General features: G+C 58.5%; 19 protein-coding genes and 1 pseudogene. 8 read left to right on the top strand and 12 right to left on the bottom strand.

The window, feature by feature from the left end:
• Positions 1-374, top strand: a 374-nt coding sequence (locus FSO04_RS09535) for a transposase (protein ID WP_154559447.1), incomplete at its 5' end; no start/stop codon positions are given.
• Positions 375-816: 442 nt separating this feature from the next.
• Here the strand turns inward: FSO04_RS09535 and FSO04_RS09540 are convergent.
• The gene (locus FSO04_RS09540) at positions 817-2,385 is read right to left on the bottom strand and encodes an ATP-binding protein (RefSeq protein WP_154559448.1); all 1,569 of its coding nucleotides are present in this window, start codon (positions 2,383-2,385) and stop codon (positions 817-819) included.
• 267 nt (positions 2,386-2,652) lie between these two features.
• Between FSO04_RS09540 and FSO04_RS09545 the strand changes: the two genes are divergently transcribed.
• A complete protein-coding gene (locus tag FSO04_RS09545; RefSeq protein ID WP_154559449.1) occupies positions 2,653-3,573 on the top strand; it encodes a LysR family transcriptional regulator in 921 nt (306 codons plus the stop codon).
• A 429-nt stretch (positions 3,574-4,002) separates the two neighbouring features.
• Here the strand turns inward: FSO04_RS09545 and FSO04_RS09550 are convergent.
• Positions 4,003-4,782 (bottom strand): annotated as a pseudogene (locus FSO04_RS09550) (transposase); the annotation flags it as partial.
• A gap of 301 nt (positions 4,783-5,083) precedes the next feature.
• On the opposite strand from FSO04_RS09550, the gene FSO04_RS09555 reads away from it, so the two are divergent.
• Positions 5,084-5,365, top strand: coding sequence for a CppA family protein (locus tag FSO04_RS09555; protein ID WP_154559450.1), 282 nt, complete (start codon positions 5,084-5,086; stop codon positions 5,363-5,365).
• Between the two features lie 38 nt (positions 5,366-5,403).
• Positions 5,404-5,808, top strand: a complete 405-nt coding sequence (locus FSO04_RS09560) for a DUF2471 domain-containing protein (RefSeq protein WP_154559451.1) — start codon at positions 5,404-5,406, stop codon at positions 5,806-5,808.
• 57 nt (positions 5,809-5,865) lie between these two features.
• On the opposite strand, the gene FSO04_RS09565 is transcribed toward FSO04_RS09560, so the two are convergent.
• Entirely contained in the window at positions 5,866-6,141 is a 276-nt protein-coding gene (locus FSO04_RS09565; RefSeq protein ID WP_154559452.1) for a type 2 periplasmic-binding domain-containing protein, read from the bottom strand.
• Positions 6,142-6,356: 215 nt separating this feature from the next.
• On the opposite strand from FSO04_RS09565, the gene FSO04_RS09570 reads away from it, so the two are divergent.
• Positions 6,357-7,964 (top strand): methyl-accepting chemotaxis protein, encoded by a 1,608-nt coding sequence (locus FSO04_RS09570; protein WP_154559454.1) that lies wholly within the window; start codon positions 6,357-6,359, stop codon positions 7,962-7,964.
• Positions 7,965-8,029: 65 nt separating this feature from the next.
• On the opposite strand, the gene FSO04_RS09575 is transcribed toward FSO04_RS09570, so the two are convergent.
• The 7 genes from FSO04_RS09575 to FSO04_RS09605 all read right to left on the bottom strand — a co-directional run bounded on the left by FSO04_RS09575 (position 8,030) and on the right by FSO04_RS09605 (position 18,342).
• Positions 8,030-9,271, bottom strand: a complete 1,242-nt coding sequence (locus FSO04_RS09575; protein WP_154559456.1) for a glycosyltransferase — start codon at positions 9,269-9,271, stop codon at positions 8,030-8,032.
• Between the two features lie 147 nt (positions 9,272-9,418).
• Positions 9,419-10,303 carry a polysaccharide deacetylase family protein gene (locus FSO04_RS09580; RefSeq protein ID WP_154559457.1) on the bottom strand — a complete coding sequence of 295 codons (885 nt, stop codon included), beginning with the start codon at positions 10,301-10,303 and terminating at the stop codon, positions 9,419-9,421.
• A 109-nt stretch (positions 10,304-10,412) separates the two neighbouring features.
• Positions 10,413-11,666 (bottom strand): NAD(P)-binding domain-containing protein, encoded by a 1,254-nt coding sequence (locus FSO04_RS09585; RefSeq protein WP_154559458.1) that lies wholly within the window; start codon positions 11,664-11,666, stop codon positions 10,413-10,415.
• A 98-nt stretch (positions 11,667-11,764) separates the two neighbouring features.
• On the bottom strand, positions 11,765-12,955 hold the full coding sequence (locus tag FSO04_RS09590) for a carboxylate--amine ligase (RefSeq protein WP_308112585.1): 1,191 nt from the start codon (positions 12,953-12,955) through the stop codon (positions 11,765-11,767).
• Between the two features lie 238 nt (positions 12,956-13,193).
• A complete protein-coding gene (locus FSO04_RS09595; protein WP_154559460.1) occupies positions 13,194-14,357 on the bottom strand; it encodes a hypothetical protein in 1,164 nt (387 codons plus the stop codon).
• A gap of 114 nt (positions 14,358-14,471) precedes the next feature.
• Complete coding sequence (locus FSO04_RS09600; RefSeq protein ID WP_154559461.1) at positions 14,472-16,817, bottom strand: polysaccharide biosynthesis tyrosine autokinase; 2,346 nt, start codon at positions 16,815-16,817, stop codon at positions 14,472-14,474.
• Positions 16,818-17,124: 307 nt separating this feature from the next.
• On the bottom strand, positions 17,125-18,342 hold the full coding sequence (locus FSO04_RS09605; protein ID WP_233464792.1) for a glycosyl hydrolase: 1,218 nt from the start codon (positions 18,340-18,342) through the stop codon (positions 17,125-17,127).
• 1,171 nt (positions 18,343-19,513) lie between these two features.
• Between FSO04_RS09605 and glf the strand changes: the two genes are divergently transcribed.
• The 3 genes from glf to FSO04_RS09620 all read left to right on the top strand — a co-directional run bounded on the left by glf (position 19,514) and on the right by FSO04_RS09620 (position 23,669).
• Positions 19,514-20,605: a UDP-galactopyranose mutase gene (gene glf, locus FSO04_RS09610; RefSeq protein WP_154559527.1), complete on the top strand. Its 1,092-nt coding sequence runs from the start codon at positions 19,514-19,516 to the stop codon at positions 20,603-20,605.
• Positions 20,602-21,573 carry a glycosyltransferase family 2 protein gene (locus FSO04_RS09615; RefSeq protein ID WP_154559463.1) on the top strand — a complete coding sequence of 324 codons (972 nt, stop codon included), beginning with the start codon at positions 20,602-20,604 and terminating at the stop codon, positions 21,571-21,573. Before glf ends, FSO04_RS09615 begins: the two co-directional genes overlap by 4 nt.
• A 305-nt stretch (positions 21,574-21,878) precedes the next feature.
• A complete protein-coding gene (locus tag FSO04_RS09620; RefSeq protein ID WP_154559465.1) occupies positions 21,879-23,669 on the top strand; it encodes a PQQ-binding-like beta-propeller repeat protein in 1,791 nt (596 codons plus the stop codon).
• A 158-nt stretch (positions 23,670-23,827) separates the two neighbouring features.
• On the opposite strand, the gene FSO04_RS09625 is transcribed toward FSO04_RS09620, so the two are convergent.
• A complete protein-coding gene (locus FSO04_RS09625) occupies positions 23,828-24,973 on the bottom strand; it encodes a hypothetical protein (protein ID WP_154559466.1) in 1,146 nt (381 codons plus the stop codon).
• A 36-nt stretch (positions 24,974-25,009) separates the two neighbouring features.
• Entirely contained in the window at positions 25,010-26,245 is a 1,236-nt protein-coding gene (locus FSO04_RS09630; protein ID WP_233464793.1) for a flippase, read from the bottom strand.
• Positions 26,246-26,407: the final 162 nt, after the last annotated feature.

A 26,407-nucleotide genomic window follows, 5' to 3' on the forward strand; every position in this document is an offset into this window, starting at 1 on the left:
GATTCAAGACCGTCGAGAAAGACATGAATCTGCGCGTGTACTGGCCCAGCGCATGCCCGCGTTGCCATCTCAAGGAGCGATGTTCGCCCAGCGACTATCGCCGCATCCGACGATGGGAGCACGAACAAGTACTGGAAGTTATGCAGCGTCGACTCGACCGGAAGCCTGATGCAATGATCATCCGAAGAAGCACTGTCGAACACGTCTTCGGCACGCTGAAGCATTGGATGGGGGCCACCCACTTCCTGACCCGGACGCTGGGACACGTGAGCACGGAAATGAGTCTTCAGGTATTGGCCTACAACCTGAAGCGCGTCATGAATATACTTGGGGTTGCCGGGATGATGAAGGCGATGAGGATGACTGCAAGCTGAAGCCCCAAGGGGCTTCTTGCGCCCGCGGATGTTTGATTAGCGCACGCGAGACGCATCTAACTTTATCGACCGACCGGCAACCTCGCCCTCAGAGCCAAAACTGAGTTTCCACACAGGCTCGGCCGAACTCAGCCCGATGATGACTCAGGGCGTGAAGCGGTGTTACGTACTCGCTGCCACGCGACGGCTGTTTCTCAGGTACAACAGTCATTCAACCAGTCGTGACAGCCGGCAAGTCGTTGGCCTTGCCGTCGCTCGCGTGCACACGTTGTCCGATGTTTTGCGGTTGCAAGACGAGATCATGTCGATCGAAAGGAATTCAGAGTTGCGCCTCTCGAACGGTCGCGCTCTGACACCGTGCCGCCTTTCGTACTCGGGCGGTATAAGACCGCATTCGGAGTCAAGCACTCAGACGAGCGGGGGCATCGCGGTCCCACGCATCTCACCTGAGGGCAATATCGCCATATTGCGCAGCTGACCAGTTCAACGCGTGGTGGCCCGCAGTGGGCGACGATCGACGTACACTGCCTGGTTCGGGGTTAAGCTGGTCCGCGCCGGCCCGCCTTGGCAGGCGAACAGCGTGGTGTTCGTGTCGCATGGTGATTGTTTCTACTTCGCCTTCGTCGCGAAGCTTCTGCAGCGCATACGCACGTGTGGATTCGTACAGCCAGTACAGAGCGCGTGGCCCCTCAAATTGCACATTCAGGAGAGATTTTGCGACGAGCGCGTCGATTCCCGCGATCGCACTGCTTAGGGAAAGCGTCGCGTCATATGCCACGACGCCGAGCGCTTCTAGCGTAAAGAGACCATCGAATACGGCAGTGCGCCGGAAGAGAGTCCGCTCTGTATGATCGAGCAACGCATGGCTCCAGTCAAAGGTCGCACGCAGGCTCTGGTGGCGCGGTCGTGCGGTACGATATCCACCGGTGAGAAACGCCATGCGGTCGTCCAGACAATGCCGTGCACCGTCGAGGCCAAGGGCAGCGACGCGGGCAGCCGCTAGTTCAATCGCGAGGGGTATGCCATCCAGCCGTCGGCAAATCTCACCGACAAGCTGGAGCTGCTGGCCGTCGGCGCCCACGGTCAGCTGCATGGCGTTTGCACGCTGGAGGAACAACCTGACCGCCGAATGCCCACGGATATCGACTTGCGAGGTATACGCCGGTGGCGTTTCAAGCGGATCGACTTTGAATGTATGCTCGGGCGATATGCGCAACCGTTCCCTGCTGGTCACGACGACGCGCACGTGGTTATTTGCAGCGAGCAAGGCGTCGACTATCTCCGCCACGTGCGCGATCAGATGTTCAGCATTATCGATAAGTAGCAGCCCGCGCAGATCCGAAAGCGCGCACGCGACGCCTTTTTCAGGGACTCCAGCGCCCCCAGTCGGCCGACCGCAGCCTTTCATAATGGCATCGAGCATACCTTCCCGCGTCGTCACGCCAGATAGGTCGACGAAGTATGCGGGTTCGACCGAGTCTTCTTCAGTTCGACGCGCGACCTCGAGCGAGAGCCGCGTCTTGCCGATCCCCCCAGCGCCCACGAGCGTTATCAGGCGCGAACTTTCGAGCATCGCGAGGATCCGCTGAACGGCCGTCTCCCGCCCGACCAACGCGATGTTCGACGGCAGCTGGTTCGCGTCTCGCATCGACCCGCCCATCCAGGAAGTGAGGGCCACGTCCGTTTTTTGCACGCAAAGCTGATACCCGCGCCCAGGCACCGTGAGGACAAGATTCCGGTCGGGTCCGAGAATTTTGCGCAAGGCCGACAGATGGACATGGATGTTGTTTTCCTCGACGATCGTTTGCGGCCACACCACGCTCATTAACTCGTCTTTGGTGACAAGGCGGCCGCCAGCCGAAACAAGCACGGCCAGGATATCGAAGGCCCGGGACCCAACGGGTATTGCTACCCCGTCTCGGCGCAGTTCCCGCGTTCCGAGATCGACACGAAACCGGCCCAGTTCCATCACGCCGGTGGTGAGGTTTAGAGGACGATCGAAGGCTGCCATGTGAATGCTCGCGTGGGTCGAAGTGAAACGGAGTCTGCCGATCACAATCGCGCTTTAGGTAGGCGCGAGCAGGTAGTTGGCGCATGTCGCACCTGCTCAACCGTCGTTGTGCATCGGGACCGAATATCGCGTCCTGCCCGTCGTCGGCCGCTCTCGTCGCGAGAATCGCCCGATCAAGTGCACTTACAATGTTGTGGCAAGTGTGCCTGCTTTGCTTTTTTCGAGAAACTGGCCCATCAACGAAAGTATTTTGAAAATAGTTCAACAATGAATGTTACTTTGGATGAGCTTCAGGCCTTTTCAGCCGTTGTAGATACGGGCTCAATGACGGCCGCAGCGCACCATCTGAACCTGACGGTGTCGGCGGTAAGTCGCTTGCTCGGGCGCCTCGAGGAAAAGCTGAAAACGACACTGCTCCGCCGAAACACGCGCAAACTCGAGCTCACCGAGGAGGGACGGGTATTCCTTCAGCATGCGCGAGCGATCATCGACTCTGTCGAAACCGCAGAAGAACTGATGGTCGCACAGCGCGAAACGCCTTCGGGGCGGCTGCGGATCGACGCCGCGGCACCATTCATGCGGCATGTGATCGTGCCACTCGTGCAGGGCTACCGAGAGCGCTATCCGCATGTCACTCTGGAGCTCAACACCAACGACCGCATCATTGATCTGCTCGAAAGTCGCACCGACATAGCGATCAGAATCGCCCGCCTCAAGGATTCGACATTGCACAGCAGGCTCCTTGGAAATAGCCGGATGCGCATTCTCGCGAGTCGGGGCTACCTCGAGAAGCATGGTCAGCCGCGCAACGTTGAAGAGCTTGGCAAGCATGTGCTTCTGGGCTTCAATCAGCCGGAGTCGCTTAATGTCTGGCCACTGTTAGGCGCTGATGGTGAGCCTTATCGTATTGAGCCAGTCGCTTATTCGTCGAGCGGCGAGACACTTCGGCAACTGGCGCTTCAGGGCGTTGGAATAGTTTGCCTTTCGGACTTCATGACCGCACGGGACCGTGAGGCCGGACGGCTCGTCCAGATCCTCACTCGGGAGACGAGTGATGTTCGCCAAACGATCCATGCTGTCTATTACCGCAATACGGCCCTGTCTTCGCGGATCGCTTCCTTCGTGGATTACCTGATCGACGCCATAGGTGGCACACCCACACGGGAGGCGGTGCCTTGGGCGCAATGAGAGTAAAGCCATTTCGAGTACGCGCTGTTCGAATCGCGACCCGATTCACACGACTCGCCGGCACCCAGTGAATCGCCCGACATTTCTGTTGAGCCTCCTGCCGCTGCAACAATCGCGAGCGTGGTCGTGCCCTGCAATTTCGGTGACTTGATAAAACGAACGGGTTGCCGATTCAGTGACCGCAGAGCAGTTGCACGTCCGCTCACGACCACCCTCGACTGCCGTTCGTCACCGTGCGCCAGCAATGGCCGCTTGCAAGGTACAACGGCCGTTCCTTTTACCCGTTTGTCAGGCCGATCGTCTTGAGGTTTGTTCGACGCCTGCCCATGTCCGCGGGCTCGGGGGCGCGCGACGGCGCGTGCGGGCAGGCGTTGAATAAACCTGAAGGGAGGAAACCGCGGAGTGCCCCGATGCAATGGGAGTCTGCTTACCTTCAGGCGTGAGCCACTTGGCCATTCTTCGCAGATTTTGCGCAGTTGCTGCCATCAGAAACTCATCATGAGCACCGCTTGGACCACGCAGTCGCAAGCGATCGAGTTTGAGGATGCGCTTGAGGTGAGCGAAGAGCATTTCCACCTTCTTTCGTTGCCGGCGCGACTGTTTGTACTCCGGGGTTGCCGCGATGCGCCTCGCTTCATCGCGTGCAGCTTCATGGACGCTGCGCACGACTTTGCGAAACTGCGTATTCGGACAGCATCGATCCTTCATCGAACAGCCGTCACAGTCCATCTGGCTCGCTCGGTAGACGATGGTGTCGGCTTTCGTGACATGTGTGCGGGGATTCCTGAATGGACGCCAGTCGCTGCGTAGCGCGTTCCCCGCAGGACATCGATACTCGTTGGCCTGTTCATTCCAGATAAATTCGCTGCGCGAGAACGTATTGTCCTTGCGCGTTGTTTTATCCCAGACTGAAACGTGTGGCTCAATGTGCTTCTGTTCAACCATCCAGCCAAGCAGCGCTGCTGTGCCGTATGCGGTGTCACCTACCAGTCGGCGAGGCTTCAGGTCCCGTTGGTGTTCAACACGATCGATCATTGTCCTGGTTGATTCGACCTCTTGTGACCGGTTCGCCGGCGTCGCTTCAACATCCACAATGATCCCTGCCTGCAGATCAATCAGGTAATTCGTCGAATAGGCAAAGAACGCGGGACCACCCGGTGCGGCCGTCCATCGTGCAGCAGGATCGGTCAGGGATATCTTCTTTGGAGGCGTCGAAGACGCTGCTGGCTCAGACGTATCACCTTTAAATACAGCAAGTTATCCGTGCACGCTCGCCACCATCAAGTTGCGCGTTGTGCGCTCGCGGACGGCCATTCCTCAGCCTGGTGCGCGAAATATGTGCGTAATCCCTGGACCAGGGAAATCCCTTGACCCGCCGGCAATCGAGAATATTTCGCTCCAACCTGGACACGACGGCCATTCGGTTGGTGAAGTAGACCTGCGAATTGACTTGCATCCTGTTCGAATACTGTATAAATTCACAGTACTGTTTTTATATACAGGATCGGTCATGAACCAGCTTATCCGCATCTTGAACGACGGTGATCGCGAAACGCTCGCGTGGCTGCGCAAGCATGTCGGAGACGTGCGCGTGGCTGCCGCTGCACGGCATCTGGGAGGCAACGGCAAACCATATCTGTCAGCGGTGTGCCGCTATCTCGGCGTACGTCCACCAACGCCTCATCAACATAGCCGGCCTGTTGAAGACTGCACGGTCGGCGATAACTATCTTGCCCAGATCCGCCAGTTGTTGGCACAGCGAAACCAGGCGTTGTTGAAGCATCAACCTTGATGCTGCGAGTTGCCGCGAGTCCTCAGGAAGATAACAGCATGATTAACGACTCTGCTCTTGATAGGGATGTCCACGACATCAATCCTGTCGCCCTCGAACGCGCACTCCGCAGCGCGTCGCTCGACCTCCAGCAGATCATTGCCACGGTCGCAGGTCGTCACCTCGACAGTGGCCGTCGCCGTTACTCAAGCGGCGCGCGATTGCCGACCTGGCGCACGCTGCTGACAATCGACGAACAGGTCTTTGAGAATCGGGGCTTCCTGGCGAGGCACAACGAGACAGTGCGCTCGACGTTTGTCCGGTTTGAGGACAGTCGTTTGTCCGGCATGGATCTCGACGAACCCGTCGACTGGCGGCGTGACGACGACAACTTGCCAGCCGTGTACCTGCTCGTGCGCGCACTGGTACAGGCCGACGCTACCGATGTGGCCACTCAGGACTAATGCGCCAAGCCCGTATCGATCGGCGGAGATCACTCCACCGGCCTGCACTACAGACGTTCAATACCCGGTCTTGAATTTCTGCCAGAGCCGGTTGCGCAAGCGCAGAACGTCTGCCGGCAAGGGCAGTTCCGGATACATTGTGGCCAACTCAGTCTCGCGTGGGAAAATCTGTGGGTTCGCTGCGAGTTCAGGTTTGATATAGGGCTTGGACGCCAGATTTCCGTTGGGGTAGAACACCTCATTCGTGATCGCAGCATGAACTTTTGGCTGCAAGATGTAGTTGATCCATTTAAGAGCAGCGTCGGCATGAGCCGCATCGGATGGAATCGCCATCAGGCCAAACCAGATTGGCACACTCCAGGCCGAAGAAATTGATCGGGCCAGGTGAAACCCGTACCGCCCGAATCTACGTACTGCAAATCTCGAAAAAACAGTTACTTCCACTACGAGAAGCGCACTAGCATTGCCCGGCTAACAATAAACCGGCGAGCGCACGCATTCAAATACGTCAATCGACGCGCAGCCTAACGACCAAAAAAAGAACCGTCATGGCTCAAATTAATGTGTCTGCGCGACTGGCGCTTGGCTTCGGCACAGTCCTCCTACTGCTCACGGCCATTTCCGCTGTGGGGATGAGCGGTGTGGCCAGTATCCGCGGCAAACTCGACGACATCGTCGAGGTCCACGACGTCGAGACGGCTCGTGTGACTAACCTGCGGGGCGCGGTGAGCGGCATTGCCATTGCGATCCGCAATATGGCCTTGTTGACTGACGAGAAAGACGTAGCCAGCGAGCAGGCGTCCATTGCGAAGCAGGAAACGGTTTATACAGAGAACTATCAGGCGCTTGGGCGCCTGTTCAACGCGTCCCCCCTGACGACCGACGACGAGCGCCGGCTATTCACCATGCTCAGGCAGGAAGAAGCCGCAACCTTACCGCTCGTCGAAAAGGAAGCACGGAGTTGGGCGCTGTCGACTGATCAGGACGCGGCAGTGAAGGTCCTCGTGAGTGAAGTACGTCCGAAACAGGTCGTGTGGCTATCCACCCTCGACGAACTGCTTGCACTGGAACAAACCCGCAGTCGGGCCGCAGCGAACCGCGCCACTTCCACCTATGCGACCTTGCAGGTGGTCACCGCCGCCTCGGTGGCAACCGCGCTGCTGATCGGTTTGACGGCGGCGTTTCTGATTACGCGCGGCATACTCAGGCAGCTTGGTGCGGAACCCGCCGAGGCACAGCGCATCGCACGGGAGATCGCCGCCGGCAATCTTGCGGTGACAGTCAAACTGCACAAAGGCGACGCGCATAGCCTGATGGCCTCGCTCGACACGATGCGCGTGCAACTGACATCCATCGTCACGCAAATCAAGACTTCAGCAGAGTCGATCGCTGTACGTGCCGTCGAGACGGCCGAAGGCAATGTCGATCTTTCGCAGCGTACCGAGCAGCAAGCCGCCTCGCTGCAGCAGACGGCTGCCAGCATGGCGGAACTGACTACCACTGTCAGGCAGAACAGCGAGGACGCCATGCAAGCAAGCGCGATTGCGAACATCGCTTCCGACACCGCCGTCCAGGGTGGCCACGTCGTCAAACGCGTCGTCACGACCATGCAGGACATCTCCACGAGTTCTTCGAAAGTTGGGCAGATCATCAGTGTGATCGAAGGCATCGCGTTCCAGACCAATATCCTTGCACTGAACGCCGCTGTCGAAGCGGCCCGCGCCGGTAATCAAGGACGTGGATTTGCGGTTGTCGCGAGTGAGGTCCGCACGCTGGCGCAGCGCAGCGCGGGAGCGGCCAAGGAAATCAAGGCGTTGATTGAACAGTCGGCCGGGCATGTCGTAGCCGGCGCTCACCTCGTTACCGAGGCAGGCGCGACGATTGACCAGGTCATGCGATCGGTGCATCAGCTCACCGGAATCATGGGCAAGATCGCGCATGCATCGACCACGCAAACAGCGGGCATCGAGCAGGTCAACCACGCCGTTGCCGAAATGGATAAGGTCACCCAGCAGAATGCGGCACTCGTCGAGCAAGTTTCCACTGCGGCGCGATCCATGGCCAGCCGGGCAAGCGGTCTGCGCGATACAGTGGCTGTCTTCAGAATCGGCGATGCACAAGAAGCGGACGCCTCCATGCATGGCGAGGTTGTCTAACGCGCGGCACTGACGCAACCCATCCGCCGCGCTTGCAGACAGTCAGGCTCAGGCAGCGTTCGCGGCTATCGCAACACGCCAGAAGATTGGGAGCTATCTGCGGCGAACGCAGGGTATGCGGAAGGTGGCACGCCTTGGCCGATACACATGATTTCGGCAAGGCGCTCAGCATAATACTCAGGAAGATACTGGTCGACGTCGTATCTTCTCTCAGGGTTCGAAAGATGCGTGGCCAGTTGCCCAAGCGCCAGCTTCAGACTCTCCGGATCAGTGCGGAATTTGATCTTGTTGCCTACAGCGTCCGCGGTCGTCGCCATGCTTCCGCCATCGCGAACGAGCGCAGGCAGGCCGAGCATCGCCGCCTCGATGATGATGAGCGGCGCGTTTTCCGCGCACACCGACGGTACGATGACCGCGTCGGCGAAGCGCTGCAGGTCCGAGAACAACCGTTCCTGCGGCAAGCTGCCGAAAAAAATCAGCTTGCCACATTCGATGAGTGATGCGAAGCGTTGCTCGATAACCGCGCGCTCGGGACCCTCGCCATAAACACCGATAGCGTTGATATGCTCAAAATCCGCCGCTTGCGCGAGCTCGATGAACTGCGCGAGGCCTTTTTCCTGCGAGATTCTTCCAGCGAACGCAAGATTGAAACGGTCTTTGTTACGGACGGCCGAGGGAATCAGCGCAACCGGCACAGCGGACGGATTATGCAGGATCACCGTGTTGCGGATTCCGCAGCGGTGCAGTGCCTCCTGCATGAAGGCACTGGGGCAAAGAATCTGATCGAATACGCGCGACGGATGGCACGCCGCACGCACGGCATGCCAGTACGCCTTTGTCATGAGGTCATGCATGAGGCCCTTTGGCGACGAACGAAGCTTGAACGCCGTGCGCGTACTCAACATTTCAAGCGGCAGAATCAGGGGCTTGCCCTTCTCGAAGTATTGCATCATCGGGTTGTAATAGACGAGATGGTAGTCGTGGCACGTATGGTACGTGCGGTAGCCCAAATCGCGCTTGTATCGTGCGATAACGCTCAGGATCGAAGGCGAGAGAGCGTTATGGTAGTTATGCACCAGCACCCGATGCGGCCGAAACGCGAGAATTGCTTTCTCGAGCGCGTGAGCGGCAGCAACATTCCATATTCTCGACAACATGGAAGTCTGCGCGACGAATCGACTATCGTCGAAGCGCTCGACCTCAACCCCGGATAGAGTACTCAGAAGCCCTGCAGATTGTTTATAGACAATCTCCGCGCCGCCCATATGCAAGAAATCGTTGATCAGCAATACCCTCCAGCGCTGCATCTCCCCGCTCCTCTTTGACTGCACAAATGGGATCACGCAAAACGTGGACGGTATAGCTGGAATTCCTCGCTCGGAAGATGCTAGCGTGTCGTACCCAACGGCTGTGTTTGCCAGGACACGTAGCGCAACAGGATGTGCAGCGCACCATCAAAACTGAGGAAATCGTCCGCTCCAACCGCCACCTTTCTTCAGGTAATGCAAGAAGAGCGGGATACCGGTCAATTGCGCCGCGAATCGCCGCGTCGACGCACTGTCGTCGACAATGATCGCGCGCAGTCGAAACGGGTCACTCTGGTGATCGTTCCAACCGACATCGCATGTGCGTGCACTCTTGTATCCCGCCGCTTCTACGAAACTGACTTCGCGATCGCCATAGTTTCCGTTCGGGTAGGCAAAGTGCTCGCAAACATTGCGCAGCAGCGCCTCGATCTCATGCTTGCTGTTGCCGATTTCGTCCGCACATTCGATATCGCTGCAACGAGTCAACACGGGATGGAATCGTGTGTGAGCCTGAAAGTCCACGTACGCCTGCATGGTTTCCATCTGCTCGATGCTAAGGCCGGTCGCCTGATTGTCGGCGTCCTGGCGGTAACCATGTGCCGCGAGTTCGGCCAGGCGTTCCGCATTCGTCATACGCTTCAGCCGTTCGTGGCCCGCCCGCACCGAGCCGGGATGCAACCACCAATGGCTGCGCGGACGGCCGACGATGCTGCTGCAGAGGAAGATCGTCGGCCGCACCTTGTGCTTGATGAAGATAGGCAGCAACGCTGCGTTGCCCGCATGCCCGTCATCGAACGTAATGGCCGCGCGTGGACGTCCCCGGCCGGGCGCAGCGACGTCTGTCAGCGGCACCAGATCACATATTTCTCGAAGATACGTGAGATGCCTGTCGAGTGTCGCCGGGTCGGGGTCGTGATAGAGCAGGACCGCCACCCGGTCGCGCCATAGCCATGCGCGCGTCGCTCGGGCAATGCCCGTCAAGACGACGAGCGCAGCAAGGATCTCTTTAAGTAATGCCTTACCCCGATTCATTTCACCTCTCCGCTCTGTGCATTTCGAAGAACCTGGTGCCGCGATAATTGCGCTGTCTTGTGCTGAATCGCGACATCAAGGAGCGGGCGGACTGCCGGAAAGCATGCGGCTACTCGCCCGTTCGCTCGAGCACATGGCCTTCGGCAGAGGACCACACGCCATCTCTCGCGTCCGCTTTCAACGAATGGGCTATATGCCGCGCCACACCGGGCGCTGCATGCCTCGCCCCGTAGACAAAACGCATGACGGGCCCAAAGCTGTGAGCGGAAGCCGGCCCGATCACATAGAGGCCACGAACCTGTGTTTCGAAGTTGGAGGTGAGTTCGGGCAGCCCACTATTGATCGAAATCGCGTCTACGATTTCTTTCGATAGAAACGCGTGCTGCCTCATATCGGTCTTGAAGCCCGTCGCGGCGATGACATGGTCGGCGGCAACGGCCGATTCCTTGTCCTCGCTTATCACGCGCAGCATGACCTGATCGTTGTCGATAGCGGCGGAGCGAACCTCGGTCCGAAACGAGATCTTCACCTTGCCGACGACGCGATCACGCAGCCACCAGGCGCCGGACGCTCCGTACGACCGCTCCATGATCTGCTTGCGCCGCCCTTGATCGAGCATGTGGAAAAGGCCCGGATACTCAGACAGGAAGAGTGAGCGCCAGCCTCGTCCCAAGCCAGCGTCAGGACGCGCCAGTCTGGATAGGATGCCGCGAGAAGCTTGAGGCCGTGGATGCCATATCACGCCCGCTTCGCGCATGAGCACGTGAACACGCGATCCTTGCTCATACAGCAGCGCGGCGAGCCCCAGCGCCGACTGTCCGCCGCCGACTATCGCGACGTCTTTGCCTTGCGCCCACGCGAGGTCCCCATAAAGCGCCGAATGAGATGCATAGCGTTCAGGCAGGCCTCCCAGTGCGACAGGGGTTTGCGCGAACCCCTTGAGTCCCAAAGCGATCACCACCTTGCGCGCGAGGAGGGAGCGGCCGTCGCTCAGCGCCAGTTGAAAATGCCCGTCGACGCGTCGCAGGTTGACAACGTCGACTGCCTGGACATCTTCGACGAGATTCGACTGAAACCAACGCGCGTAATCCACAAACGTCTCGAGCGGCAGCTCCATACCCATCGGCTGATAGCGCATACCCTTCTGGCGGTAGTAATCCTCGAGCGTGAATCCGGACAGCGGCGCATGGAGGTTCGAAGCGAACGCCTCGGAACGTAGGAGCATGCCTGGTGGCATGAAATTGATCCAGGTGCGCATCGGCTGCCCGAGAATCTGATGGACCACACCTGCGGCGCTCAGGTGTGCGGACAAAGACAACCCATACGGCCCTGCGCCAATTATTGCGGTGTCGGTGAAGGACATTGCTCATCTCCATCCAGGGACGGCACTCAGGGCTTCCAGGCGCCCACGCTCGAGGCCAGCGTCGCGAAGCGCGACACGTTGTCAAATACCAGCCCACGCTAAACTTTCACCTGCAGCAGCTTGAGTGCCATAGTCACGTTCCACGCGCGCTTCAAGCGCCGCAGCGGACTGAGCAGGCCATAAAACTGCAGCGCCGGAACGGGATCGCTCCAGCGAAAATATCCGTCAACGATCTTCGTGTGCTCGCCCAGCAGATGAGGCGGCACCCGGTCGGCAAACGTCGCGCGCCACGCGACCGGTACCCGGCACGATTGGTCAGGTATGGGCGGCAGACCGAGTTCATGCCGGTAAGCGGCAAGCGGAATATTGACGCCGCACAGCGTGGCGATTTCTTCCTGCCAGTCCGTACGGCCGACCGTCGGCTCGACCATTACGAACCGCCTGCGGTTGTCGTCCCACTTGTATTCGATGCTCCCCATGCCCTCGAAGCCGGCCCGCTCGGCGAACGACAATGTCAACGACTCGAGCACTTCGCGCGCTTCGGGTGCGGCAACGCATATGGCGGTATTGCCGATACCCGGCGGGGAACTGAGGACCTTGCGCCCAGTAAAGATGCTGATCACACTCCCGCCGCTCCCCCGATAGAAAAGCGTGAAATAGATGTTGCTGTCGGGCCCCTCGATCCACTCCTGCGCAATGATGCCGCCGGGCGTGGCAAGCATGGCGATAGCTCGCGCGCGCGCAGCGCTGAGAGAGTCGACCCGAACCGCCCGCTCCCTCTCGCCCCTCAATACATTGCGTTTGTCGTCCGGCTTCAGTACGCACGGATAGCGTAATTCCGATAGATATTCCAGGTCGGACAGTCTCTCGATAGTCACGGACCGTGGAACCGGAAAGTCGTGCTTCAGCGCGAAGTCGTGAAATCCTGCCTTGCTGCACAACATCTTGACGGTCGAGTCCGCCGGAAGGCGGAAGCGAAACCAGTTCGCAAGCGCTTCGCGATTTTCCGACACCGCGTGCACCGCCTCTTCTTCGGTCAATATAAGAACCGGGGGCTGCTTGAATTTCTTGCCGAGTTCGATCATGTCGTCCGCGAAGGCTTTTCCGATCAGGCTTTTGATGTAGTGCGCGCGTACGTAGCGGCACCACATGCCTGAGCGCGTGATTTTTGTATCGACTACGACGAGCGGAACGCGTGCACACGCGAGAGACCTCGCCACGCCGAGACCGTTCAGCGAGGCACCCACGACGACCCCTGCTATTTGATCAGAACCGTATCGGCTCACCATACTATCGATTCCTTGATCATCGGACGAACGTGAGCCTTCGAAAGCATCGCAGGAAGTCGCGCTGTCGACAGTCTCGCCGTTCCGCGGCTCGGGCCTTCTGCTCGATAACTCGAGGGGCGCGCCGCAGTCCCGCTCGATGCGCGGGCGCACAATCGCCGAAAAAAATGGGAGGACGAATCGAGACGATAACGCGTCACAGCCGGCCTCCAGCGGCAACGCGTCGCACGAGACAGCAAGACTAAGTCTTGCCGTACCGTGGCAGTGGCTCGAACTGCCGCGAAAGCTCCACGCGGTGAGCGCTGTATGCCGAAAACCGAGGCCAGTAGCAAATCACGTACGCAAGCGGAATAAAGGATGTGACCGTGGTCACGCTCACGGTGGCGCTGATGAGCAGGAAAATCAGCATGACGAAGCCGTCGCTCGCGGTAAACGCGATGACGCCAAAAAGAATCAGCGCACTGAAGATCCCCATTTCAGCGACCGTGGCAGCCAGACCGGCAAATGGCACACCGGCGTCCTCCATTTCGCCCTGGATCAAACGGATGTAGGGAAGGTACTTGTAGTGCGTGATGATGTCGTGTGCGGTGATGCCGCTGACGATATCCCCCAGCCGCGCATCGAACAGGAACGCGTAGCCGGCCAGCCGGTGGCCAAACGTTTCTGAGTCGAAGAAATCGTTCGATGCAAGGTACACCGAAATGGCCGCGGTCACCGCAAAGTACGCAACCATTGTCATCAGTGGGTGGACCGACCGCAATCTTGCACGCGCGGGATAGAGCGCGGCAAAGAGGAACAGCGTCATCGACGATTTCGAGAAGCTAATGAAGAGGCCGATAAGGTAAATAGCAATGATTTTCTTATTCGGTGAATCGCTAAGCAGGTACACGATAAAAGACGTCACCAGCAGCGAAGAGAAGAATCCCGCCTCACGCGAAAATCCCGAGACGCGAGCAAAGTAAAACACCTCGAAGAAGTTCGTATAGGTACTGGTCGCATAGTTCCCCCAGATCAGTTTCGCGAGATTCGTCGGTCCGAGTTGCATCGCGAAATCACGGTCGATGTAGTACATCGCGAACTGCACGATTGCGAACAGGATGTTGATGACCATCCATGGATGAAGATAGCTGATGCGGCGTTCAGCCGTGTACATCAGGTAGCCTATGCAGATGGCAATCGAGAGGACCCGTACTGCAGCCGAAGGCGAAGTCAACGCGCTTGCCACGACCGCGATGAGCAACGGGCCGGCCCAACGACGAGCCGTGCCGCTCAGGAAGCGCGCGAACTCCGGATCGAGAAACGGGATCAAGAGATAAAAATATAACGTGATCCCGTTCACCTGCGGATTCAGAATAACGCAGGTAAAAAACATGTAGAACAGCGCGGATATCAGTCTGGAGTACATTGTTTTCTCAATGCAAAAACGCGCGGGGCAAGACGCTTACTCTTGACTCCTCCAGTCGCGCGGAATGGTCCTAGCCGGCTCATCCGGCAACTCTACACGCCCCGCCGGCGACGATCACGATTCGGCATGCTCTTGCGGGACACCCGCTGCAGAATAGGCTGCCGCATAGCCGTAGCTGCGTTTCTCGCTGCGCCGTCGCGGCATTGCATTGAAGATCATGCCGACCAGACGCGCGCCGGCGCGATCGAGACGCTGCGCGGTTTCTTCCAGTTCCCGTTCGCTCTGAGCGTTCGGACGTACCACGAGCAGCGTCGATCCCGCGACAGAGGCGATCAGATTTGCATCGCTGACTGCTAGTACCGGCGGTGTATCGATAATGATCAAGTCATACAGCTTGCCAAGATGGCCGACGAGTTGCTGCATGCGAGGTGTCGAGAGCAACTGCGACGGATTGTGTGGGAACCGGCCTGCGGCAATAAACGAAAGGCCATAAACATCGGTGTTCCGAATCACGTGATCAACGTTGACATGACCGTTCAGGACTTCGGCGAGGCCGCCGGCACCGGTCTGCTTGAAATTGGAGGCCAACTGGCCCCGGCGCATATCGCCGTCGATCAGCAATACGCGCTTGCCGGCCTGCGCATTGATGACCGCCAGATTTGACGATACAAAGCTTTTCCCCGTGCCGGGTGTCGCACCCGTCACGACGAGCACGTTATTCGTCGCGTCCTGAATTTGCCGCTGCAACGACGCACATATGCCCCGCAACGCCTCAATCGGTATGTCATCGTGCCCGTCGGTCGCGAGCAGGAAGCGGCCGGTGGCCCACTCTGCGTCTCGCAAAGCAGCGCCACTATAGGCCAATCTGGGAGGCGATCCGGTTGCGCCTCCGGCTACTTTCTGTTGCGCTCCACCAGTGAGGCGACCCTTCGTTGACTGCGAGTTCGAATTCAGCGCACGATCCCGTCGGGCTTGCTCGTCACTGAACAGCACCTGACCAAAGACCGCCAGGTTCAGATGGCGCCCGGCCATCGTCGAGTGCTCAAGTGTGGACGACCATAGGCGCCGGACAAAGACAAACAGAACCGCCGCCATCAAACCGCCGACGGCACCCACGCCTATCACCAGGGCCCGCTTCGGCTTCACGGGATCCACCGGCAACAGCGCGGTGTCGATGATGTGCACATTCCCGAGCGTGCCAGCCTGCGTCACAGCCAGCTCGTTGGACTTGTTGACCATCGCGACGTAAATGTCCTCAGCGACCTTTACGTCGCGTGTGAGATCGGCAGCCCGGCGCTCGGAGGCGGGCAACTGGTCGAAGCGCGCTTCGAACGCGCTTTTAGCCTTTTGCAGAAGCTCGATCTGGCTATCGACGGTCTGCACGTCACGTGAGGTCGGTGTGAAGTGACTGGCCAACGCCGCTCTTTGTACTTTGAGCATCGCGATCTGGCGGTCGAATTCAATGCTGCCCTGAAGGTACGACGACGCTTCCGTACCCGCTTGCATCGAACTCGACGCGGTTCTGTACTGGCTCAGTTCGGCCTCTGCATGGGTCAGGTTCGCGTGAAGCTGCGGCAATTCTCCGACGATGAACTCGCGGGTCTGGAGCGCCTCTGCGCGATGCTGTGCGATGTGGGAAGCGATGTAGCCTTGGGCGATGCCGTTGGCAATGGCCTGGGCCAGTTCTGGATCGGGGTTTTCATAAACGATCTGTACGACGCCCGTCTCCTTGCCCGACTCGCTGACCTTCAACTGGTGCAAGAGACGTTCGATTGCCTTGACGTCGCTAAAGCGCACGAGCGTGAATTGGGTTCCAGGGCGCGCTACGAGCCGCTCCATGGTGAGTGCCACGCCGTTGGCCTCAGCCGGTATGCCGGGGGCGCCCTCGAGGAGCGTGCGTCCGGCAACGGCGAGCCGGTAGCGGCCGCCGTTAAGGACGGTCAACGTTAGCGGTTTGTCTTCAAGCATGGCGGGAACGGTCAGTGAACCGACGGACGCGTCCTCTCCGCCCCATGCATAGCTTCTCAAACCGCCGAGTGCCGGCATAGGCGTGCCCGGCGTGGCGAATTGGCGGGTGATCGCGCTGATAACCGGGATGTCGTTCGCCGTAATTGAGGTGTCCCGCTTGAATTTACTGATCACCGGCACAAGCACGCTCCGGCTTTGGATGATCTGAATCTCCGCCTCGGTAGGCAGCGTGGACGGGACGACGTGGTCCAGCGCCTTCGAAGCCTCACCGAGCGCGTTGGGCTGAGGGAAATCGACCTTGACCAATGCATCCGCGGAATACATAGGCGTCGCGATAAAAGCGTACAGCGCAGACGCGCCCGTCACCAGGAGAACAATGCAGATGACCAGCCCAAGATTGTCGACTATCAGCCGCCATAGTTCGCCGCCGGAGAACGCGTCCACGTTATTCCGCAGCACAACCGGCGGATTACCGGAAACACTCGTATTCATACGTCGGACTCCTTGTGTGTTGGGACCGGAACGAATCGCTGGCTCGCGAACCGCTTTCCTCGAAAGCGCTGCGCCGACTGTAGTGCGCAAAAGACTGGATCTATGGGTCCGGCGAGCTCGCATGCGGGTGGTGTCTCGCTTCGCAGATTGTGGCGTCGCAGCAACGCGGTCTGTGCTTTACCGCACACGACTCCAAAATCGCGCCACCCATGGTGTTTCCGAAAAAAGAACAGCCTACGGCTTGCAGAAAGCACGTAGGCTGCACGGGTAGAGGCTTGTTACGCTAGCAGGCTAGCGAAATGGCGGATCAGACGGGATTCGCGGCAACGAATTGTTTGAAGCTCGTGTAAGCCGGGTTCTTCGTGACACCATCTTCTTGCACGAGGCCATAAGCCGGATCGATCAGGCAATACATCATGATCGACTGGATGTTGTATTGATCCTTGAGCGCACGATACTCCTTCAGCGCCGCGGTCGTGTAGCTGGCCGCTTGCGCTGCGCTGTCCTGGCTGCCCGACCAACCCCATTCCGTCAACCAGATCGGCACGTTAAAGGAGTCCTTCAGAACCTGCAGTACGTTCAGGCACGCGTTGTTTTGCCATCCACAGGTGATATCGCCTGAGCTTTGGTACCAGTGGTACGTCGTGTAGTCCCAGCGGACTTGCTGCTGACCCGAAACGCCGTTGGCACTGCCATCAGGCTGGATGCCGGACCACAGCATCTGCAAGCCGCGGTATGCAAGCGGGATACCGACATTCACGCCACACTGAATCGACGAGTCGATCGCCTTGACTCCGTCGATCATGCCACGGATAACGCCGCGGAACGCCGGCCAGATGGCGGGGCTGTAGTTGCTCGTCAGGCTGCCGTTGCCCGTGGTGATCAGGCCAGTCGCGTCGAGTTCGTTACCACACTCGATGTACTTGACGAGCCCCTTGAGCGGCTTGGTGCATGCGACCGCCAGGTTGTAGCCCAAGGTGTACGCCGCCGATTCGGAGCCGTACTTATTCCAGCCAGCCGAAATAGGATTGAGCACCGGCATGATGGCGACGCCGCTGCCGGCAAACGCACCGGTCAGTGCGTTGGCGACCGTTTGAGCCATTCCGCCATCGGCGACGTCAACGCGATAATTCGTGACGCCGAGATCCTTGAGCAATGCCAGTTGCGCGGCCGCCGACATGGTGTGGTAGATGCCGCTGGGGTAGGCAAGATGGCCGTTCATGCCGTAGAACAGCGCGCCGGAACTCGGTGCGGCGACGGTGACTGAAACAGACGTCGTGGTCTTGGTGCCGCCCGGCTGTCCGGCCGCGACGGTAAATCCCATCACGTCGAACTGATGCGAGCCTGTGGACAGTTTGGTCGTGTCAACCTTGATAGCGAACGTACCGTTGCTCGGTTTCGTGTCGGCGCCAATCTTGGCGCCGCTCGCGTGGTCGAATACGCATACGTTGACCCAATTGCTGCCCGCGGTGCCTGTCACCATGACAGAACCGGATACAGTCGCGTTGGCTGTCGGGGCGGTCACCGTAAAACTGCTTGGGGTTGCCGTGTTAGCCACCTTCGCGCTATTGGCTACCGCGCCGGGCGAGTCTGCGCCACCGCCACCGCATGCCGAAAGGGCGAAGGACCCTGCGCCCGCAACCAGGCCGGCGAGAAATTTCCTTCGAGGGACAGATGCAGTGGGAATTAAAGCGGGGACGGAATCCAGAAGATGTGTCTGATTCCTTGATCGTTTAGATAAGGTCATGAGTACAACTTACGCATTTCTGTTTGGGGATCGCAGTATATGCGTCACACTTTTTCCGATGTTGTAACTGGATGTAAAAATCCGACGAAAAGGCGATCATTCTCCATACCTAATACAAAAGGTAAATATCTGCATTACTGATACGCAAAATGAGAACGAGTGTGTGCGCGCGCACATATCTTTGTTGCATTCACGCGGTGAAAAAAAAGAATTAGTTCCGTTAATTATCTATTCACAGAAGTTTAATTTTGTGCTCGCGGCTTGCCGCCGGGCGATTCCCCGGTTTACCACGCTATCCGCCCCTTATAAAAAACCACTCGGCAATGGATTTATTCATACGAATATGCAAGCAGATCGCCCCCTCCAATTTGTATGATTAATAAATCCGGCATTCAGACAAATTGATTAAGTAGGTAATTTCCCTCATTCAGCGAATCAAATTTACGCTTTCTTCACATTAAATAATCAAAGGTGCAGTGGACTCATCAAAATCCCATGCGACCCCAATCAAACCGACTATAAATATCCGTTCGGCAGACTGAAGGTGAGGCGGTCCATGTGATTCGCTCTCCATACAAAAACATCGACCACCGCCGAAGTAGTCAACCGCAAGAAATTAGCTCGCGACACCCGAACGCGCGGTACACGACGGGATTTGCGCTGTGTGCGCAAACGTACCGAAGGCGAAATATCAAGTGGGCACCCTTCTCCTCGGTGACGTTGTCTGCACGGTCGCGTGCAAGACACCGCATTCCCGGCCCCGTCCTGCTCATGCCTGCTTTTGATTTGCAGCGCGGCCGCGTTTTTCGAAGGTGACCAGTGCCGGATCCGGCGCGTGCCCGTTCCACCGCGATGCCGTTGGGTGCCCGAGCTCTCCACGGCCGTTCATGTGCTGCTGATGACTTGAATGGCCGCCACCGTTGCGCGTTTCTCTAAAGGACTTCGAGAGATGAAATATGATGCCTTGATCGTGGGGGCCGGCTTTGCGGGCGCAGTGTGTGCTGAGCGCCTTGCCGCTGCCGGCAAGCGAGTGCTGATCATCGATAAGCGGAGTCACATCGGCGGAAACGCGTTCGATTGTCATGATGAGAACGGCGTGCTGATCCATCCATACGGTCCGCACATTTTTCACACATCCGGCAAGCGAATTTTCGAGTATCTGTCGAATTTCACCGACTGGCGGCCCTACGAGCACCGTGTACTAGCTCATGTGGACGGAGAGCTTTATCCCATCCCTATCAACCGGACGACGATCAACAGGCTATACGACCTTGATCTGGACGAGCAGGGCGTGACGGCGTACCTCGAATCCGTTCGCGAGCCCCGGGACTCTGTCGCGACGAGCGAAGACGTGGTGTTAAGCAGCGTCGGCCATGATCTCTGCGAGAAATTCTTCCGCGGCTATACGCAAAAGCAGTGGGGACTCGACCTCTCTGAACTGTCAGCGGGGGTCGCTGCACGCATACCGACCCGCGCAAACGACGACGACCGCTACTTTACCGATGCGTTCCAGTTCATGCCCGCCCAGGGTTACACATCGATGTTCGAGAAGATGCTCGAACATCCGAACATCGAGGTGCGCCTGTCAGAGGATTTTCGCGCCATCAGGTCGATCGTGGAACGCGAGCACACAATCTATACGGGGCCCATTGATGCCTATTTCGACTTTCGCTTCGGCAAGCTCCCCTACCGCAGCCTGTTCTTTCAGCATGAACATCTGGGCGAAGTAGAACGCTTCCAGCAGACCGGGACGATCAACTACCCTAACGACCAGGAATACACGCGGATAACGGAATTCAAGCATCTGACCGGCCAGCAGCATAGCGGCACGTCGATTGTGAGGGAGTATCCGCGAGCCGAAGGTGATCCGTACTATCCCATTCCTCGTCCCGAGAACGAGGCGCTTTTCAAGCGCTACCACGAACTCGCGGAGGCCACGCCCGACGTCACGTTTGTCGGAAGGCTCGCGCAATATCGTTATTACAACATGGACCAGGTTGTGGGCGCTGCGCTGAAAGCCGCCGAGGAGCTGATCGAATGAACCCCGTAAGCGCTGCCGCAATCGTTGTTTCGTACAACCGGCGAGCCTTGCTGGAAGAATGCGTCGAAGCGCTGCTTGCTCAAACGTGGCCCGTCGATGCGATTTACGTAGTCGACAACGGCAGCAACGACGGTTCGCGCGAGTATCTGGCTGCCGTTGAGGCAAAGCACGACAGGGTTTTCGTCGTTCTGTCGGAGAGCAACACCGGCGGGGCCGGCGGTTTCGCAAGGGGCATCAGCACTGCCTTTGCCAAAGGCTTCGATTGGTACTGGCTCATGGACGACGACGCAGAGCCTATGCCCGATGCGCTCGAAAAGCTGCTGGTGTCCAAGGACGCCGCACGCACTGACGTTGTTGCACTGTGCGGCACGGTATTTGGCATCGATCGGCGTGTGCAGTTCTGGCATCAGGGAACGTTCGACGAACGGATGCGACTCATTGTGTCAATGCCCGAGCACCACGCGGCCGCTTCCTTCAAGACCGACTATATGTCGTTCGTTGGAGCGTGCATTCGGCACGATGCGATTCAACGCGTAGGGTTCCCCGCCCACGAGTACTTTGTGTGGAACGACGACGTCGAATATACCGCGCGCCTGAGCCGCATTGGTGAACTGCGTTGCGTAACCGCCTCCCAGATGACACACAAGGACGGAGAAAACCGCGATATGATCCAGCGTCCGCGCTCTTTGCGCGCGTGGATCGAGACCAGGCGCATGCCCGCAGCGACGCAGTGGAAGTACGCGTGCGGGCTGCGCAACTATGTCGATATGGTGTTCAGGCATCGCGGTCCCGCGCCGTTTTGGGCCGCATCGATTTTTGCAAGAAGGCTTGTTCGTATTCTCGTCTTCGGTGATCGCCGTTTTAGCGTCATCGTGCTCTATGTCCGCTACTTTGAACAGGCAGTGGGTCGAAGGCAGTTCGATACAGTCAGACCGACCGACTGGAAGAGATCTCTTGGCGATTCCTGAGCCCGACGGGGCCCGCAGCAAGCGACCTCCCTTGATAGGCCCACCGCCGCATACCCGCACATTACAGTTGAAGCGTCATTTCCTCCTCGCATGGAGCGCGCTATTAATATTTATCATTCGTAAGGAGAACTGTCGTTTCGACAAAGCTTAGTCAAATAACGCCTTTTCTCGCGCTTCGGTTCTGATCGCCTCCTAGGATTGATTTCACGATTGCAACGCGCGTCCTTGTCGTAAATCGTGGTTAGAAGTCGCCTGTTTGCGGACTTCTCAACATTGCAATAACTTGATGTTCAGGAGGTGGATTTATGGCTAACGCACTAAGCAGAATCAACGCTGCTCGATTTGTTGCCGCTTTGATGCTCACCGGCATGGCCGGTTCAGGCGTACAGGCGCAAAGCTCGAACGCAGCACCAGCAGCGACGCTCGCGCCGGATCTTGGGGCAGCCGCAGCGGCGGCAGCAAAGGTACCGTTCCCGTTCCCTCATGGCCTCCACCCGTTCGGCAACGGACCGCACGTCGCGCCCGCCAGCGCGCTCGACGGATCGCAGATAGACAAACAGAACGGCGGAAACACGGTCAATCCGAATCGATTCCGCGACGATAGCGGGCCGGCCGCCGATACGCCATTCCAGGCTCCCGAACTAGCAACCGCTGCTACGTTGGCCCGGATACCGGGAGCCTCCACCGCCGCGACCTTTACAGCAACCGACTGGCCGACGTATGGCATGAACAGGCAGCGGACCGGGTATAACCCTGTCGAGACGGTGCTGAACGCGACCAACGTGAGCACGCTGAAACAACACTGGGCGTCCCCTGTTCTTGACGGCGCCATCCTGACTCAGCCGGTTTTGGCTACCGGCGTGTTGATCAACAACGTTCCGACCGATATCGTCTATGTTGCGACGGAGGGAAACACAACATGGGCGCTGAATGCCACGACGGGGGCCACCATTTGGAAGAGTGCCCCCATCCCTCAGGCAACTCTGTCGCAGGGCTGTAGCGGGCTATTCAAAGGCAAGATTGGTGTGCAGGGGACGCCCGTAATCGACCATGCCAACAACCGCCTGTTCGTCGCGAGCGGGAAAGGTTACTTGCATGCGTACGATATGGCGACCGGCGTCGATCTCCCGGGCTTCAACTTGCCTCTCCTCGACGCGGCGAATGCTTCTCCGCTAACGATGGTGTACGGCGGTTTGACGCTCAGTCCCGACGGTTCCTCAATATACGTTGCGACGGCCGGTGACCCCTGCGATACGCAGCCGTACCACGGACAGGTTATCCGCGCCTCGACCACCAACCCAGCCGCCATTCTGCAACGCTGGTTCCCCACCGGGGCAACCGGACCGAACGGGGGCGGCATATGGGGCTTTGGGGGCGTATCGATTCCACCTGACGGTACAGTCGTCTATGCACTGACGGGCAACGCATTCGCCACCCCCGAAAACGCAGGGTTCGCCGAACACGTCGTGAAGCTCACCCCAACCCTGGCGGTGGCCGCGTCGAACTCACCACTTACTCCCTCGCCCAACGCAGACATCGACTTCGGCGCTACGGCATTGCTGTTCCAGCGTCCCAACTGCCCGACGATGCTCGCTGCCTACAACAAGTCAGGCCCTCTGTTCATTTATAACCGGGCCACCATTCAGCAGGCGGGTCCCATTCAAACGATGACGATTGCTCAGAGTTCGAACGACGGCAGCAACATAGGCATGCCTGCGTTCGACCCGGTGCTCAATCAGCTTTACGTCGTGTCTCCCTCCGATTCGGGGACTTTATATAAGCACGGGCTCATTGCACTGTCCATCGGTAGCACCTGTTCCGTCAACCCCAAACCTGTGTGGCAGACGCAAGTCGGCATCAACAGCCCCAACTTCAATCCGGCTATTCCGCCGGTCGCCGCAAACGGTGTGGTCTACTACGCCGACGGGATGGGCAACGATGTGTATGCGTTCGACGCGACAACCGGAGCCATACTTTTCCACGACCACTACACGCCAGTTCAATCCGGCGAGGGTAACTTCTCGTCGCCGTCGGTCGTGAATGGGCAGGTCTTCGTCGCGGGCAGCGACCATGTGGTTCATGCCTATGGCCTTTAACTGATCAAGCTGCCCGGGGCAAGCCGTGCACGTCAACTCACGCGCGCGTCTCGGGCAGCCCTCGTCATCCACCCGTCTTCTTTCCCTTGCGTCTCTCCCGCTATCGCTAAAGCCGGATCTACTCGGCCTCCCAATTTCAAAAATGCCTTCGCGCCCGATTATCTCAGCTCCCCTGGCACGCCACGCGCGCTGCGCGCCGGCCAAAGCCAAACCAGGCGCCGCCGCACGGCACCTTTTATCCGTTTCGGCGTAAGCTTCCCAAGCCACTCCGGCCTCGGCGCGGCCGGTGCATTCAATCGATCTTCAAGCCAGCGCAATCGCGCCTCATTTTCCCGCTCACGATCAGCGTAGAGCACTAGAGGAAACGGGTGCGCAAGCCGCGGGCCATAGAGCGCGAGCGCCGTGTCCACGATGTCGCGGTTCTCCTCGCGCTGCGTGAAGTACGCAAGATGAACAAACGGTACGCGGCGCACGCAGACGATACGGAGATCGTTGCGTTCGCAATGCATGTGCATCATATGCTCGTCATCGCGGCCCCCGTCGTCGATCGCATTCCACAGCGACTTGCGAAACAGGATGCAGCCGATCGAATAGCGAGATTGCGATGGCACATCGCACTGCTCCAGCGATTGCGTCGCAGCGATGAATGCGTCAGGCTGAAGGGTGGTGCGCTCGTGCAGCCAGCGCGCGATGTGCGGATAGCCCCATATGGTGCCGTTCGTACCGGTCTCGATCTGCTCCGCCGGAATGATCCGCAGCGGAAAACGCCCGCTACTGCCCGACCCGACGAAATGCGGATGCGCCTGCGTGGCAAAGTACTCCTGCTCCAGATTCATCGCCTTCAGCAGCTGAGGAAAACCCCATGCGTTGTTATTGATGAGCGGCGTGACGTACGCCAGCTTCCGGCCATTTCCTCGCTCAGCGCTGTCATAGGCCTCGACCATTTGGTCGAGCCATTGATGCGCAATCGGGAATGCATCGTCGTCGACCTTGCAAACCAGGTCGATGTTTTCGAACTCCGGTTTGGACAGTAACTTCCTGATCGACCGATAGGGGTCCCCTGGCACGATGTCGTCGACGACGTTGACGACACCGGGAAACAGCCTTTCGTAGCGCCGGGCCACACCGAGGGTGCGCTCGGCGTCGTACCCGCCGCGGCAATTCTGCAGCACGTAGAACGGCACACCCGGCGGTCGGTAGGCCATTTGACTCGCGAGCGCCAACTCGAGCGCCGCATAGTCACGACACGCAAGTATCACTACAGCCATTCTCCTTGCCTCAACGTCTGGATGCGATGTGTTCATGCGTCAACTCCTTTTAACAAACTCGTGCATTTGGCATTAGTCAGTCGATGCCCTTGCCAGGAAAATCGGAACTCTTTTCTTAACCAGGTAAAGCGCCATGCAGCCGGTGACAAGCGCTTCTGTCGCAAGTATCGACATCGCTGCGCCTTGCGCCCCAAAACGAATCGAAAGCGGCACCAACAGCGCGACGTTGAACACACCGGATCCCAGCAGGATCTCGCTGAATTTTTTCTTCATGCCGAGCGGTAGCATCATCTGGAGCCCAAGCACATTGTTTAGCGCCACCATCCACGGCACAAACGCCATCCACCGTAAAACGTCGACCACCGGCGCATATTGAGGTCCCATACCGATGCGAACGATCCATGGAGCAAGCGCCCAGAGCATCACCGATACGGCGAACATGATTGTGCTCATCGCGTAAAGTGCCTTGCGCACGAGCGCATAGGCCTTCACGGTGTCCTCGGCAAACAGTGCATTGACGCGCGGATACATGGCGTTGCTGAGCGGCGCGATCAGGGACTGCGCCACGTTGCGAATCTTGTCGGCGGCACCAAAGTAACCTAGCGTTACGTTGCCCGCCAGAAATCCGAGCAACACGCTGTTCGTCGTCGTATAAAGACTGATTGCAGCGGTCGCCATGAACACGTGCCATCCGTCCCTGAAGGCTCCGATAACATCGCTTACGCCCGGCAGCCAGAACGAGATCAATCTCATGCGCGCGATCAGCGTCAGTGAGATCAGCCCGGCGACGACGGTGCTCATTGATGCGATGAGCGCCGCTCGCCACGTGTCGTCGGGCGAGTGGACGAGGAGGTAGGTAGCGGGTATGACAAGCAAGCGTGCGCTCAACGTTGATATGGTGACAAAGGACATCCGCTCCAAACCCTGGAAGAGCCATTGCGGAAATAACACGGTGCCGATCACCAACGGAAAGGTCGCAAATATGATGGGCCGAATCTCAATGAACTTCGGCACCAGCAAAACGCCAAGTACCAGAAGCGCAAGGCCAACGCACGCTACCAGCGTTTTGGCCACCTGCGTTTTCCAGAAAATTCTCGAAACAGCGTCGCGGTCGTTCTGCACCCTTGCAATCTCACCCGTAGCTGACCAGTTAAAGCCGTAGTCGGCGAGCAGGACCAGATAGGTCACCACCGCCTGAGCAAAAACGTAGGCGCCAAAATGGTTGGGACCCAGCACGCGGAACAGATACGGTAACGTCGCGAGCGGCAGCACCATATTCGCCACTTGCAAGACCGACAGTGCCAGCATGTTCCGCAATATTCCGTGCGCCATAGTGGGTCAGTCCGTGGTTATTCACCGATTCTCTGAATGCAGGAGGAGATGGTGTGCGAGTTACGCGCGCATCCACCACAGAGCAGTTGCCCGATCGACTTTTCTACGCTTGGATATGCTAAATAGTTTTCGACCACC

The sequence above is a fragment of the Paraburkholderia madseniana genome, assembly GCF_009690905.1.
GTDB lineage: Bacteria > Pseudomonadota > Gammaproteobacteria > Burkholderiales > Burkholderiaceae > Paraburkholderia > Paraburkholderia madseniana.